Here is a 14,577-nt window from a genome sequence, read left to right as displayed (position 1 = left end):
TCGCGGGCAGTAAGACCTCCACCTCAAGATTCAGAGAGAAACAAGGAAGGTAGGTGGGGGGATCAACTGCCGTAAAACCCCCACTGATTAAAGTTTCACTTTATCAATTTCATCTTAACTAAGATTTTTGAAAGAGTTTCAGTTGTTTCATATAGTCAACAGCCTTCGTTTTATTCTTTTGTTTAGAAACATATTCTGCCTCGTTTTTATTTCTATAATAGCCATTAAATGTATCTTCACAAAGAGTACCGTCAGAAATGGCTTTTTTAACTGCACAGTGTGGCTCGTTTGTATGTGTGCAATCAGAAAACTTACATCTCCTGGATAAATCTACTATATCTTCAAATCCAAAATCTAAGCTTTCTTCAAGGTCTATCATTTCAAATCCCATTTTACTAAAATTCAATCCTTCCACCCACTTTTAATAATGTTTAACAATTGAAATCCTATATTGCTAGTCCTACAAACGTTGTATTCCGTTAAACTGCCTTTAACGGAATACTAAACGATTGTTGTTTTGTAAATTCTGACAATTTAAGTTTATCATACGTCGCTTCCTTTGAGAACAGACAGTTTTCAACCATCATTTTACTGACTGTTGTGTCGTCATTTCGAGGCCTGATTTGGTCAAGGAACTCTTTCAGACCGTATTGATCTGCTGTGCTTAACTTTCTAATTTCTTGGATGATGTCCTTCAGTGCCATTTGAAACAACGCGCTCTCGTACTTTTTTGTGTGCAGAGCAATCGTTCGTTGTTTTCGAATATCAACAGAGAAATTTAACATAGCTTTCTTTTTAGAAGCCTTTGAAACGGTTCCTATGATTGAAATACGAGAGGTTAATTACAATGATTGCGAATAAAAGAGGCAAGGCAATCATCTTTGGAAATGCTTGTAATAGTGAAAGAATGTACAGAAAAAAAGAAATACAAATGCCAAATAGTAGAAAGAAGATATGTGTTTTTTTCATAAAATCCCTCCTGAAAAGCTTCTTTTTAAAGCTTATTCAGTAATGAAAACGTTTAGAATGTGACAAAAGTGTGAAATTCGACAAAAAGGGTTGTCATCTGACGTCGAATCTTGTAATATAATAAGCGTGAACGAATTCACATACAAACATATACCCCTTTGTTTGAACGTGAAAATTTCTCCCATCCCCTTTAATATTTTTATAAGCCGTAAAGAAAAAGACCTGGTGTTTACACCAGGTCTTTTTCTTTTGTAATCCATTTCCAATAACGTTCGCATTTCACTTCAATCATTCGTACTTTTCTTTTCAATGACAATTTTTTTAGTTCTCGTTCTATTTCTTGCTCTGAGCAGTTATAAATAAATGCAATTTCTTTTGATGACATAAATTGAACCATTTCTAGTAATCCCTCTAGTGGTGGCAACGGAGCAGGCTCGATATCACATTTTACAATTTCTTTTAAGAGTTGTACGTATACATCATATGAATAAATTCCTGTAATTTTAATGCCTTCCTCATCTGAATTTGCATGAAAGAATACGAGAGAAGGGATTTCGGTGATGTGCATTTCATTTGTGAATTTTAAATCGCATTGGAATGCTTTTTTTGCACTAATCGAATGCAAATCTTTTTTAAATTCCTCTACATCAATACCGCTTTGCTGTGCGCATGCAAGTAGTGATTCCAAATCTGGTTTTGATACATTTTCAAGAAAAATGTATTCTTGAAGTTTCCGTAAAAATTTCGAACCTGCTTTTCGACCTTGCAACTCGGCTGCTTTAATTGCCATAGAAACTAAATACGGTGTAGATGAGGCGTCCTGCATATGTACTTTTCCATCGCATGAAAAGCCGTGCAAACTTGTTGTCTTTTCCCACACAAATCGAATATTAGCAGGTTTATTCCATTTGTGTGGGGAGGCGATTGCCCCTTCCACTTTTCCGGTTAATATGTGCCGAATCGAAAAATATTTTCCGTATTCGAGCCATAATTTAATGATGACTGGTTCGATTTCCCAGCAATCTTTGCAAAGTGGATCAATAAACAAATAGGCTTCCACAGATTTATGTTCGCACTTGGAAAGAGAAGGAATGCGCATATGCTTTGCTTCCTGTTTATCCATTACGCTTCACCTGTTTCGTTTGGAGTGTTGACCATATGCTGAGCAGTTAATGCTAAACGTTCAAAAACAAATTCTCGAATCTGCCCTTGTACTCCTGTATCTTCCATTGCTTTCTCCATACATGCTAACCAGGCTTTCGCGCGCTTTGGTGTAATCTCAAAAGGGAGATGGCGTGCTCTTAGCATAGGGTGACCATGTTCCTCTGTATACAAATTCGGTCCACCTAAATACTGCGTTAGAAATTGCTTCTGCTTCCTGGCTGTTTCTGTCAAATCGTCTGGGAAGATGGGAGATAAGTCAGGGTGTTTACTGACATAGGAATAAAACGTATCGACTAATGCTGCAATGCCTTGTTCACCGCCAATTGCTTCAAATGGTGTCATCGGTTGCTTGTTCATCCTGTATAAACTCCTTTTTCCATCAAATGTATATCTATTGTAGCAATGGATTGTCACGAAGAGCAACTAAACAGCTCTCGTGTAATCCTTTGCCCATTTTTTCCTTAAGATAAAGCTAAATATACGTGCAACATTGGTAAAGGTGAACCATTAGTAGGAAAAGCACCTACTGATGGAAGTTTCATTTTACCCCGCTACTCACAATCAGTAACCTTCCTTTTCAAAGAAGAAAAAACAAAGAGGGAAGGACTGACCGTAAGAGCCCGATTGGTGAGGGCTCTTACGGTCAGTGAGAAAAAACTTCTACTAATGGAAGTTTCACTTTAGCGTGCTTTGTTTTGTTTGGCAAGAAAAAAGCGTTGCACTTTATTTTTTGTATGGCGAACAGGTATATGGTGTTTGTTCAATAAATTGAGGAAATCAGCTTTGCCCGCTGCTTCATCTTGTACTTCATATTCAAGTTCATAATCATCGTGATTGTAATAGAAACTATGATCAAATACAAGTGTGCCGCCCTTAAATGTAGTTTCTGCTCGTTCTGTTGTTAAGCTTCCCATATAAGCTAAAGTAGAAACAGGGATTTGCAGGGCATGTAGTTGATCTGCTACAGGGCCTGGAATGAGCCCGTTTGTTTCCATCATTAGTTGTGCTTCTCGTGCTGTTAAAGGTTGATGAGTTTCCAGTAACCCAATTTCAGCTGGTTGTTTTAAAGTTAATGTATAAGCTCCGTCTTTATGACGAATACGAAGAGCAGAGCCTGCTGCTTTTAAAGAAAAATGAGGTGTTTCAAAATAATGATTCACTTGTTTTGTAAATGATTCGATAGAAAACACATCGCATAATGCTTGAAATTCTTCTTCTGTGACCATATTTTTAAATTCAATTTCAATTTCTTGTGTCATTGTATAAGCTCCTTCTTAAGAGTAATTCTTTAGACATTATCGCTTTTTCGCAAATTTGGTTCAATGTTTTATTTGTTTGCGTCCATGTTATGATACAATAATAGTGTGAAGTAAGACAGGAAGTTGATATGGAGGAGTTAGAGCATGCAAAATAAAATCCAAGTTAAGAGCGTAGAAGAAAGAGAGAATGCTCTTATTTTTTGTGCGGAAAATATTGAAATACAAGTGGAGGAGTTAAAGGCGCGTAATCACGTACTTGTAGACTCAGATCATTTATCATTTTTATATATTTTAGAAAACGAATCAGCTTTCATTTATGTAAGCATTCCGCATACATACTGGGAAGCAATGAACGGTGCAATGAAGAGTGATAAAGCAATGTTCGTTCGCGTAAACAATATTGAAATTGAGTTAGAGCAATTGAAAGAAGAAGTAGAATATTTAATTGAAAATATTGAAGGTAATGCAAATTACGGAGAAGAACTGGTAACGGCTGTAGAAAAAGTATTTCTATAAGCAAATGGATTGACTTTGGTGGTGGTTGAAATGAATCGTAATTGGGAAGAATTTTTAGCGCCGTACCACCAAGCGGTGGCAGAGCTAAAAGTGAAATTAAAAGGAATGCGTTCTCAGTTTACAATGTTAACAGAACACTCTCCGATCGAGTTTGTAACAGGTCGGGTAAAGTCGGTTGCAAGTATTATTGATAAGGCGGAAAAGAGAAATGTACCGCTTGACCGACTCGGAGAAGAAATGCAGGACATCGCTGGTCTTCGGATGATGTGTCAATTTGTTGATGAGATTAAGCCTGTTGTCGAATATCTTCGAAAACGAAATGACTTTGAAATTGTGGAAGAACGAGATTATGTGACGCAAAAGAAAGAAAGTGGTTATCGTTCGTATCACGTTGTAATTAGTTATCCTGTTCAAACGATTTGTGGAGAGAAAAAAGTATTAGTTGAAATTCAAATTCGAACATTAGCAATGAATTTTTGGGCAACAATTGAGCATTCTTTAAATTACAAATATAGTGGGCGTTTTCCAGAAGATATTAAAGTGCGCCTTCAGCGTGCGGCAGAAGCAGCATTTTTATTAGATGAAGAAATGTCTTCGATTCGTCTTGAAATTCAAGAAGCACAAAAGGTTTTTTCGCGCAAACAAGAAGCGAAAGAATCCGAATCATAAACTAAAGGGTGTTGGGCGATGAAATTTGCAATTATGTCAAAGGGAGATCAATCATCAAACGCACTTGCAAGTACAATGACAGATTACTTGCAAGATTTTGGGTTTACAATGGATGAGGCGGAACCCGATATTGTAATTTCTGTTGGGGGGGATGGGACGCTCTTATACGCGTTTCATCGTTACTATAATCGATTAGATGAGACAGCTTTTGTTGGTGTACATACGGGACATTTAGGGTTCTATGCAGATTGGTTGCCAACAGAAGTAGAAAAACTTGTGATTGCAATTGCGAAAACACCGTTTCAAGTGGTGGAATATCCGCTTTTAGAAGTCATTATTCGCTATGTGAATGGAAGTAAGGAATCGCAGTATTTAGCAATGAATGAAGCGACAGTAAAAAGCGCAGAAGGAACATTAGTAACAGAGGTGGAAATTCGCGGAGAATATTTTGAAACGTTCCGCGGGGACGGTCTTTGTATTTCTACTCCTTCTGGAAGTACAGCCTATAATAAAGCGCTAGGCGGAGCAATCATTCATCCTTCGATTGAAGCGATACAAATTGCGGAAATGGCTTCGATTAATAACCGTGTGTTCCGTACAGTCGGTTCACCGCTTGTTTTACCGAAGCACCATACATGTGTTTTAAAGCCATCGGCAGGAATGAATTTACAAATTACGGTCGATCATTTAACGATGGTTCATCAAGACGTAAAGTCAATTCAATACCGCGTTGCAAACGAGAAGGTGAGATTCGTTCGTTTTCGCCCATTCCCATTTTGGAAACGTGTTCGCGATTCGTTCGTTGCGGGTGAATAGAGAGGATTTATGTATTTGAGAAGATTTACATTAAAATGGTGTATGACAGAAGCAGAGAAGGGAATGCTCATTCGGGAATTTCTAAAAACGAAAGGGATTTCTAAAGCTGCTTTGACAGATATAAAGTTTCAAGGTGGGGCAATTGAAGTTGACGGTAAGCATGCGACGGTTCGGCACGTATTACAGGCCGAGGAAGAATTGCAAGTGTTTTTTCCAGTTGAGGAGAGAAGTGAAGGAATGCTGGCTGAAAATATTCCGCTGACTGTCCTGTATGAGGATGAATCCGTACTGGTAATCAATAAAGAACCATACATGTCAACCATTCCGTCAAGGGAACATCCGGCAGGAAGTGTTGCGAATGCGCTTCTTTATCATTATGACAGGCAGAATCTTGCAAGTACGGTGCATATTGTAACGAGACTGGACCGTGATACGTCAGGACTTATGCTGATTGCGAAAAACCGTTTCATTCACCATCTTTTATCAAAACAGCATCAGCAAAAACAAGTGAAACGAACATATGAAGCCATTGTTCATGGAGAATTGCTAGAAGAGTCGGGAACGATTGATGCGCCAATTGGAAGAAAAGGCGATAGCATTATTGAACGAATGGTATGTGAAGACGGTCAAAAAGCAGTTACGCATTTTCAGGTGATAGAGAGATTTCCTGATAAAACAAGAGTCTCACTGCAGTTAGAAACAGGAAGAACACATCAAATTCGTGTACATATGGCATATTTAGGCCATCCGCTATTAGGGGATGACTTGTATGGGGGGAGTAAGTCGCAGATGAAACGACAAGCGCTCCATAGTACGAGTTTAACCTTCTATCATCCTATTTTAGAAAAACAGATGACCTTTCATGCGGATGTGCCAGAAGATATGGAAGAATTATTAAAATAAGCTGCCTTCGCATGAGGGCAGCTTTATTTTTTAGTTATGTAATTGGACGAAATTTCTCAGGCACAAACGGCATCGAAGAAGGTACAGAAACGGTCTCCATTTCAGGGTACCGAAGGGCTGTTAGCTTCCCGCCAAATACAGCTCCTGTATCAATATTTACCGTATGATTGACAAAACGGGGTTCTGCCACAGGGGTATGTCCGTATACAATCCAAGCTTCTCCTTCATAATATTTCGCCCAATCACGGCGGACAGGTGAACCATCAGGGTGTTTTTCTCCAGTAATGTCCCCATATAATACGAAAGTTTGGACTTTCTTATCACTTCTTCCGATATAATCTTGGCGAATACCAGCGTGACAGACGATGAGTTTTTTGTTATCAAGCACATGATAGAGAGGTGACTGTTCGTAAAGATCGATAAATTTTTTCTGTACTATTTTTTGTTCGCGAGTTTGAAGGGCTTCATATTCAGCGACGGTTGTTTCTAATCCGTGTGCGATTGTTACGTTACGTCCGATGAAAAATCGGTACAACTTATTACAATGATTTCCCGGAGCGTAATAAGCTGCTTTTTTATTTATTACAAGCTCCCATACAATTTCAATCATTTTTAGGGATGCTGGACCACGGTCAGTAATATCTCCGACAAAAGCAAGTTGTCTTTTCTCTGGATGGATAGGAAGACCGCTATCCCAGTTATAACCGAGCTGCTCTGTTAACGTTTGAAACTCTTCTAAACAGCCGTGTATATCTCCGATAATATCATACTGCATTTTATAACCTCCATCTCAGTTTTTTCTTAGTATACCTAAATTGGATATAGAAAAAACCATACCCACTGGATATGGTCTAATCAAACATAAACGTTTTTGTTCGCGATCGTACGTTCAGTACAAAACCAATCGCAATCATATATGTCAGTAAGGAACTACCGCCATAACTCATAAGAGGAAGAGTAATCCCCGTAATTGGAAGCAGTCCAATTGTCATCCCAATATTTTGGAATACTTGGAATGTAAACATTCCAATCGTTCCTGCACATAAATAGCTACCGAATGGATCATTACTTTCTAAAGCGATATGAATCATTCGATAAATAAGGAGGAAGAAAAGTGAAATAACAACACTTGCTCCTAAAAATCCAAATTGCTCAGCAATGTTTGTAAAAATAAAATCTGTATGCGGTTCTGGGAAATATACTTGACCATTCTCCCATCCTTTACCGTGCAATTCACCTGATCCGGTTGCTAAAACAGCTTGCCTTAACTGATACCCTTGCGTTTCGTATTCATAAGGTGCTAACCAGCCGTAGAAACGATCTAATTGATATTCTTTTAAAATATGTTCTTTAAAGAATGCTGTATGCGCAAAGTAAGTGTACGTTAACGCAGAACCAGCCGCTATAACAAGTGTAGCTAAACCGAAAATAAAGCGCCAGCGTATACCTGAAACTAAAATCATCGCTGCTAACATCGCTGAAATAACCATTGTATTTCCTAAGTCTGGTTCTTTCGCAATTAAAAGTAGTGGTGGTAAACTTGCGCCAAATATTTTGCCGAGTAAAATGAGATCCTCACGCGGCGTCCGAAACGGATACTTTTCATTATGATTGACGATAATGCGGCCAACGACAATGATTAAAAATAACTTCATAATCTCGGAAGGCTGGAAGTTACCAAGGCCTGGAACACTGTACCAAGCAGTAGCCCCTTTAATTGTTACAGCTCCAGGAACTTTTAATTCAAGTCCAATAAGTAAAATCATCGCAAATCCATATAAGTACCAAGCGATTTGTTTATATCGGTCAAAATCAATAACCATAATCGCAAAAATTGCGATGGCCCCAATGACATACCATTGAATTTGTTTCGCAACAAAGTTTACCTGTTGTAAAGCCGGTGGTAAAGATGGTTGTGCACTTGCGATAGCAAAACAACTCACAGCCCCGATTACGAGTACAATCAGGATTAATATGTAATCTATTCGATATTGAGAATTCTTATCTTTCAACGTACGTAGTCCTTTCTATTGCTCTTTGCGTAATACAAAAAAGACGCTATTACCATATTAGCGGATTTTGGACTGTTTGCAAATATGTTGTTTGGATTTTGAGTGTGAGATGTTAGATTATATAAATATAAATTGAAGAACTGAGATAAAACCTTTCTTTTTTAGATGGGAGGGAGTGTCCGACCATGCATAGAAGCGGTCAGTGCCTATTTTAGCCCCGTGCCAAGTTTAAAACAAAGGGAGGAAGTGAGAGTAGGTCAGCTTGAGTTTTCGTAGCAGTAATTTATATGTTAAACCCGAAAAGTATGATTGGTGATGGAAGTGTGACTTTGTATAAATACAAATAAAAAACCACTCTTTTTGGATGGAAGAGAGGATCCGTCCGTGTGTAGAAGCGGTTAGGGCCTATTTTAGCCCCATGCCAAGTTTAAAACAAAGGGAGGAAGTGAGAGTAGATCTCTTTGGGTTTTCATAGCAGTAATTTAGATACGAAAGCCGAAAAGTGTGATTTTACATAAATACAAAATAAAAAACTACTTTTTTGGATGGGAGAGAGGATCCGCCTGTGGGTAGAAGCGGTCAGTGCCTATTTTGGCTCCCATGCCGAGTAAAAACAAAGGGAGGAAGTGAGAGTAGGTCAGCTTGAATTTTCGTAGCAGTAATTTATATGTGAAACCCGAAAAGTATGATTGGCGAAAGAATTAGAGAGTCGTGTTGGAACAATTGAAACGACGAGAGGAAATAAAAGCCAACGTGTAGAAGAATTTATTAGACATCGCCTTGGTTATTTTACAAAAGAAGATATTCGAAATGCTTGTCCAGATGTAGCAGAAGCAACAATTAACCGAGTACTAAAATCCTTGCGAGATCAAAAGAAAATTGAACCCGTTGGTAAAGGTAGAAATGCGAAGTGGATGAAAATATAATGAGGGAATGACGTTGAAATAGCCCGCATTGCTGAGAATCGGTGATTTTTTATTTTGCCTTCTCGTATATTTGTGATATTATAAATATATTACCAGGTACTAATAACTGATATTATTTAATAAATTTAGGGGGATAAATAAATGAATCTTCTCAACTTAAAAGGAAAAAACATTATCGTAATGGGAGTTGCGAACCAACGAAGCATCGCTTGGGGTATCGCTCGTTCACTACACGAGGCAGGAGCAAACTTAATTTTCACATATGCAGGTGAGCGTCTAGAAAAAAACGTACGTGATCTAGCAGAATCATTAGAAGGACAACAATCACTTGTGTTACCATGTGATGTAACAAACGATGAAGATATCGCGCGTTGCTTCCAGTCTATTAAAGAAGAAGTTGGAGTTGTTCACGGATTAGCACACTGCATCGCATTCGCAAATCGTGATGACTTAAAAGGTGAATTCGTTGATACATCTCGCGACGGCTTTTTACTTGCACAAAACATTAGCTCATTCTCATTAACAGCTGTAGCAAGAGCAGCGAAGCCATTAATGACAGAAGGCGGCAGCATCGTTACATTAACATACCTTGGCGGAGAGCGCGTTGTAGCAAACTACAACGTAATGGGCGTTGCAAAAGCATCACTAGACGCAAGCGTAAGATACTTAGCAAACGACTTAGGACAACACAACATTCGCGTAAACTCTGTATCAGCAGGCCCAATCCGTACGCTATCAGCAAAAGGTGTTGGCGACTTCAACAGCATCTTAAAACAAATCGAAGAACGCGCACCACTTCGTCGTAACGTAACACAAGAAGAAGTAGGTAACACAGCGTTATTCTTATTCAGTGATCTAGCAAGTGGTGTTACTGGTGAGAACATTCATGTGGATTCTGGGTATCATATTTTAGGGTAATAAAGAATTTTATTAAGCTGTAGGATTAAAATTTGATGTAATATTTTAGGCGGGAAATCACCACATATGTTCATCAAACTAAGATAAGCTCGCATCCATATAACATAAAGAAAAAACGCTATCCTTTTTGCAAAAATATGCGGAAAGGATGGCGTTTTTATGCTTATTTTGATTTAAGACGAATTGTAATTCTTATTTGTTTTTCTATTATGCTTTAGATGGAAGAACTAGTACTAAGGGAAAATAAAAGAACTAATTGAATATAAAACTATAAATAGTACAAGGAAATATTCAAGAACACACAAAGATTTTTTGCAAATTTCATTTGTTAGAAAGGCGGAAGAAAGTCTCAGCTTTATAAGGAAAAAACTTTTTCATACTAGGTGTTGTCTAAAAGTATGCTGTGCCTGATACAACGATCATTTCATTTTACAAAATTAAACCTGAGAGAGTGTATTTATCATGTATGTTTTTAGGATTAGAAATAATTGTTTTTTAGATTGGATTTATTGTGAGAATGATTGGAGATCCTTTTTCTTCAGTTGAAAATATAAATTAATTTGTACAGTTCATTAATTTAAGAAGGGACAGTAACACTTTCTATATCTTCACAACTTATGAATATAATATTAGTAGATGGTGGTGTTATTGAACTTTCTTCTTCTAATATAACTAGGCAAAGATCAGAATAAAACGCAATAAGAGAAGCGGGTCCAATAATTTGTCCTGATCTGGTTGTAATTGTAATAATAGTTCCTGGTGGCCAAATGTTAAATAAAAAACAAGCTATACCTGTGCAATTTGCCATTTTTTTCACCTAACCTTAAATTTGATATTAGAATACATGTATTCTAAATAAAGATATGGTCAGTATATGTATGGGGAATATAAAATGTTTGGGAAAATAAAACATGGGTGATTTTCTCGAAATAACAGGAATAAACTGTAGTAATCATTCATCTTATTGTAACGGTTACTTGAAGCAGAAGGCACAATCTTGTCTTGTTATTTTATCCCGCTATTCGCGGGCAGTAATATCCCTACCTCAAAATTCAGCAAAAGCAAAGAAGTTAGGTGGGGGATAAACTGCCCGTAAAAGCCCGATTCGTGAGGGCTAATAATCAGTGGGGGATGAAGAAACACTCCGCTGATTAAAGTTTCACTTTATGTGAAAATAAATAGTGTAATATTTTTGTTTACGAAAATATATATTTATAAATTACCAATAGTTATTATTCATTATTGAAAATGATTATAAATGGTAAATAGGAAAATTCAGATGAAGGAGGGAGAGTATTGTTGGAGAGAGACGGTGCTCCAAAAAAGAAGGGCGTTTTATTTGTGATGAATCCTATAGGTGGAGGAGTAGAATATTATCAAAATACGTATATTGAGCAGAATAAGCATAAGTATAGAATTCATAAGATGACGTTTAGAGCTGGAATGTTTCGTATAGAAGATATGAATCAGGAAAGCACCCTGTACTATGAGTTAGAGTTTCGTAATTATAATGAAAATAGCTTTCGATTACTACTAAAGTCAATGGATATTGAATTAATTTACATAAATCACATTATTGAATTCCCTATATTAAAATTTATAGATTTTATCCGATATTCTGGAATTGATTATATTTATTTTATACATGATTTTTTTTGTATATGTCCTCTTGTTAATTTGATTAAAAGAAATGGTTCTTACTGCAATAATGAAACAGATGTGAATAAATGTAATACGTGTTTGAGTGGGGGGAGAGAAACAGATATTCAAACTTGGAGAAAAAAGTTTAAATCTTTTTTATCAAATGCTCAGAAGGTAATTGCTCCAAGCAACAGTACAAAAGAAATTGTAAAAAAACATTTCCCTGACATTGTTATAGATGTACAGGAACATCATTTATCTCCTAATATCCACTATACATATAATCCCGAATTTGCAAGTGAAAAAAAGCTTAATGTTGCCTTCGTAGGAAATATACAAAAAAATAAAGGATCGTACATTTTATATAGACTTAAAATGGAAATTGAAAGGAGGAAACTACCTTTTTCTATAAAAGTAATTGGATTAACGGATAGGCATAAAAGGAGATTTGTCAGCCCAAGCGGACATTTTATTGTAACAGGACCATATGATAACAGACAAATTTCTAATCTTTTGGCTAAACATAAAATAGCTATCGTTATAACTTCTTCTATATGTCCAGAGACATTTTCTTATACAACCAATGAAGTTATGTTTTCAGGGTATCCTGTCATTGCATTTGATATGGGGGCGCCAGCTGAGCAAATAAAAAAGTATAATGGGGGATGGATTTTGAAAGAAATTAGTAGTAGGAGTGTCTTACAATTGTTACAGAAGTTCTTGGTAAATCGCGTTGAAATTTTTGAAAAAGCGCGTAATCTATCGGTAGTTTGTCAAAATAAAGGGATTTTCTAATCTTTTCCTCAATGAAAAGGAGGAAAAGATGCATTAAGATATTATCGTGTTTTGTAACTCAAATTCAAAAATGATAATTGTGTATATAGAAGAGTCGCATTAAATCGTTCTATAATGGATGAATTATAGACTCTTAAAGACCGATAGAACATCCGTTGATAAAGAAGTTTTTAGAGGCTTTTTTTCAATTATATTAAATGAAGGGGGCTGTTTGACGGAATATGACAATAGCCCCAAATAGGAAATGCTTTCATAGGTAAAAAGAAATTTATGTGAGAATTTGATTTACAGAGATAGGAGGTTTACTTTATGTTTTTAAGAGGCTTTTCGTTAAATCAAATCCCAATTTACAGGTGTTCCCTTAGCAATATCTTTTTTTACTTTTTTTCCTAGTAAAATAGGAAGGTATTTTGGTGCCAAACCATAGCCAGGTCGAATGGCTTTTATATTTTCGGTTGTTAAAAGATCACCAGCTTTCATATCTTGTGCCACATATAGAGAACGTCGAAACTTTAATGAATTTTTTTCCTTATCAGTTGGTCCATAATAAATTTTCCCTAGTGCCTTCCACGCTCTTTCTGTTTCAATAACAAGAGATTTTAGTTCATCTGGTTCCATTGAAAACGTGGAGTCCACTCCGCCATCAGCTCTAGATAAAGTGAAATGCTTTTCAATTACAGTCGCTCCCATTGCAACACTTGCGATTGCAGCCCCCACTCCTAATGTGTGATCTGACAAACCCACTTCACATTGGAATAAATCCCTCATATGAGGGAGTGTATAAATGTTGGTGTTTTCTGGAGAAGCTGGATACGTACTCGTACATTTTAACAAAATAAGGTCTTTACACCCTGCTGCTCTGGTAGCTTTGACAGTTTCATCTAATTCTGAAATTGTAGCCATACCTGTGGATATAATAAGTGGTTTTCCGGTAGAGGCAGCTTTGCAGATTAGAGGAATATCAGTATTTTCAAAAGAAGCAATTTTATAACAAGGGACATTTAGAGATTCAAGAAAATCCACCGCTGTTTCATCGAATGGTGTGCTGAATAGGGTTATACCTAATTCTTTACATCTATCAAAGAGTGGTTTATGCCATTCCCATGGTGTGTAAGCTTTCTGATATAATTTGTAAAGTGTGTTTCCTTTCCATAAGCTATCTGTATCTTCTATTTTAAAATCTTTGTTATCTATATCGAGTGTCATGGTATCAGCTGTGTAAGTTTGAATTTTTAGAGCATGTGCTCCAGCTTTTGCTGCAGCTTCAACTATTTGCAATGCACGTTCTAATGACTGGTTATGGTTTCCGGACATTTCAGCAATGATAAATGGTTGGTGATTGCGACAGATTTCCCTTCCATTAATTTCAATTTCATTCATTTTATCTTCTCCTTTTTAACCATTCATTTTTGCTTTACCGATTATATCTTTTACTGACGTATTCCATCCATTAGTAAGTAAATGCAAATATATTTTTTTATCTTTTAATCTATGATAACTACCGCCAGAAGGTTGCGGTTTCCTCATAACTTTTCCAGAATGAATAAATTTCCAATTTTCAATGAAAAGTCGTTCTATTTCTTGGCATAGTCTATCGTAGGAGGTTTTTAATGTATCATTTTCTTTGTAGGGAACTTCCGATTGAGCGATAATATCTCCCGTATCTAACCCGTTATTCACATAATGAATTGTAACCCCTTTAGGTGTATCTTCAAGGAAACTCCATAAATTTGGATCAGCACCCTTATTCCAAGGAAGATAAGAGATATGCAAATTAATAATTTTGTTATTAAATTTCTCAATAATAGAAGGAGGAATCATATATCTGTATCCATAGCTGACGATAAAGTCAATATTAATAAGAATAGGTGAGTGAATGTCTATTCTATTTTCATGGAAAACAACACTATTTCCAGATGATTTAAGAAAACTGTACAAATTATTACATTTATATCCTAATAATAGAATGTTCATAATATCTTCCTTAAC

18 protein-coding genes are annotated in these 14,577 nt (G+C 36.5%); 7 read left to right on the top strand and 11 right to left on the bottom strand.

The window, feature by feature from the left end:
* Positions 1–118: 118 nt before the first annotated feature.
* The 6 genes from ACM6HU_RS05025 to ACM6HU_RS05000 form a co-directional block, all read right to left on the bottom strand.
* Positions 119–415: a hypothetical protein gene (locus tag ACM6HU_RS05025; protein ID WP_170927945.1), complete on the bottom strand. Its 297-nt coding sequence runs from the start codon at positions 413–415 to the stop codon at positions 119–121.
* 64 nt (positions 416–479) lie between these two features.
* Entirely contained in the window at positions 480–785 is a 306-nt protein-coding gene (locus tag ACM6HU_RS05020; RefSeq protein ID WP_016132594.1) for a hypothetical protein, read from the bottom strand.
* A 10-nt stretch (positions 786–795) separates the two neighbouring features.
* On the bottom strand, positions 796–969 hold the full coding sequence (locus ACM6HU_RS05015) for a hypothetical protein (RefSeq protein ID WP_077295279.1): 174 nt from the start codon (positions 967–969) through the stop codon (positions 796–798).
* 229 nt (positions 970–1,198) lie between these two features.
* Complete coding sequence (locus ACM6HU_RS05010) at positions 1,199–2,092, bottom strand: ClpXP adapter SpxH family protein (RefSeq protein ID WP_016113791.1); 894 nt, start codon at positions 2,090–2,092, stop codon at positions 1,199–1,201.
* On the bottom strand, positions 2,092–2,490 hold the full coding sequence (locus tag ACM6HU_RS05005; RefSeq protein ID WP_016113792.1) for a group 2 hemoglobin yjbI: 399 nt from the start codon (positions 2,488–2,490) through the stop codon (positions 2,092–2,094). Before ACM6HU_RS05005 ends, ACM6HU_RS05010 begins: the two co-directional genes overlap by 1 nt.
* 323 nt (positions 2,491–2,813) lie before the next feature.
* Positions 2,814–3,392 (bottom strand): CYTH domain-containing protein, encoded by a 579-nt coding sequence (locus ACM6HU_RS05000; RefSeq protein WP_016113793.1) that lies wholly within the window; start codon positions 3,390–3,392, stop codon positions 2,814–2,816.
* Between the two features lie 144 nt (positions 3,393–3,536).
* Between ACM6HU_RS05000 and ACM6HU_RS04995 the strand changes: the two genes are divergently transcribed.
* From ACM6HU_RS04995 to ACM6HU_RS04980, 4 genes are read left to right on the top strand one after another with little or no spacing between them, the layout of a single operon-like run.
* A complete protein-coding gene (locus ACM6HU_RS04995) occupies positions 3,537–3,908 on the top strand; it encodes a hypothetical protein (protein ID WP_016113794.1) in 372 nt (123 codons plus the stop codon).
* Positions 3,909–3,938: 30 nt separating this feature from the next.
* Positions 3,939–4,577, top strand: a complete 639-nt coding sequence (locus tag ACM6HU_RS04990) for a GTP pyrophosphokinase family protein (protein WP_016113795.1) — start codon at positions 3,939–3,941, stop codon at positions 4,575–4,577.
* 18 nt (positions 4,578–4,595) lie between these two features.
* Complete coding sequence (locus ACM6HU_RS04985) at positions 4,596–5,393, top strand: NAD kinase (RefSeq protein ID WP_016113796.1); 798 nt, start codon at positions 4,596–4,598, stop codon at positions 5,391–5,393.
* A 15-nt stretch (positions 5,394–5,408) separates the two neighbouring features.
* A complete protein-coding gene (locus ACM6HU_RS04980) occupies positions 5,409–6,296 on the top strand; it encodes an RluA family pseudouridine synthase (RefSeq protein WP_016113797.1) in 888 nt (295 codons plus the stop codon).
* 34 nt (positions 6,297–6,330) lie between these two features.
* Here ACM6HU_RS04980 and prpE read toward each other — a convergent pair whose 3' ends face one another.
* Both prpE and ACM6HU_RS04970 read right to left on the bottom strand, forming a co-directional pair.
* Complete coding sequence (gene prpE / locus ACM6HU_RS04975) at positions 6,331–7,071, bottom strand: bis(5'-nucleosyl)-tetraphosphatase PrpE (RefSeq protein ID WP_414848049.1); 741 nt, start codon at positions 7,069–7,071, stop codon at positions 6,331–6,333.
* A gap of 76 nt (positions 7,072–7,147) precedes the next feature.
* Positions 7,148–8,308, bottom strand: coding sequence for an FtsW/RodA/SpoVE family cell cycle protein (locus ACM6HU_RS04970; RefSeq protein WP_098205916.1), 1,161 nt, complete (start codon positions 8,306–8,308; stop codon positions 7,148–7,150).
* Between the two features lie 689 nt (positions 8,309–8,997).
* On the opposite strand from ACM6HU_RS04970, the gene ACM6HU_RS04965 reads away from it, so the two are divergent.
* The gene (locus ACM6HU_RS04965) at positions 8,998–9,234 is read left to right on the top strand and encodes a hypothetical protein (protein ID WP_414848048.1); all 237 of its coding nucleotides are present in this window, start codon (positions 8,998–9,000) and stop codon (positions 9,232–9,234) included.
* A 141-nt stretch (positions 9,235–9,375) separates the two neighbouring features.
* Complete coding sequence (fabI, locus tag ACM6HU_RS04960) at positions 9,376–10,152, top strand: enoyl-ACP reductase FabI (protein ID WP_097835465.1); 777 nt, start codon at positions 9,376–9,378, stop codon at positions 10,150–10,152.
* A 577-nt stretch (positions 10,153–10,729) separates the two neighbouring features.
* On the opposite strand, the gene ACM6HU_RS04955 is transcribed toward fabI, so the two are convergent.
* Positions 10,730–10,960, bottom strand: a complete 231-nt coding sequence (locus ACM6HU_RS04955) for a CGEA protein (protein ID WP_097835464.1) — start codon at positions 10,958–10,960, stop codon at positions 10,730–10,732.
* Between the two features lie 536 nt (positions 10,961–11,496).
* Here ACM6HU_RS04955 and ACM6HU_RS04950 point away from each other — a divergent pair.
* Positions 11,497–12,588: a glycosyltransferase gene (locus ACM6HU_RS04950; protein WP_414848047.1), complete on the top strand. Its 1,092-nt coding sequence runs from the start codon at positions 11,497–11,499 to the stop codon at positions 12,586–12,588.
* Between the two features lie 330 nt (positions 12,589–12,918).
* Here ACM6HU_RS04950 and pseI read toward each other — a convergent pair whose 3' ends face one another.
* Together pseI and ACM6HU_RS04940 are read right to left on the bottom strand one after the other, a co-directional pair.
* Positions 12,919–13,968: a pseudaminic acid synthase gene (gene pseI, locus ACM6HU_RS04945; protein ID WP_414848046.1), complete on the bottom strand. Its 1,050-nt coding sequence runs from the start codon at positions 13,966–13,968 to the stop codon at positions 12,919–12,921.
* 15 nt (positions 13,969–13,983) lie between these two features.
* Positions 13,984–14,562, bottom strand: coding sequence for a formyltransferase family protein (locus tag ACM6HU_RS04940; RefSeq protein ID WP_414848045.1), 579 nt, complete (start codon positions 14,560–14,562; stop codon positions 13,984–13,986).
* Positions 14,563–14,577 lie beyond the last annotated feature (15 nt).

This window comes from Bacillus sp. IT-79MI2 (genome assembly GCF_949768135.1).
Classification (GTDB): Bacteria; Bacillota; Bacilli; order Bacillales; family Bacillaceae_G; genus Bacillus_A; species Bacillus_A pseudomycoides.
This window is presented reverse-complemented; position numbering and strand designations above follow the sequence as displayed.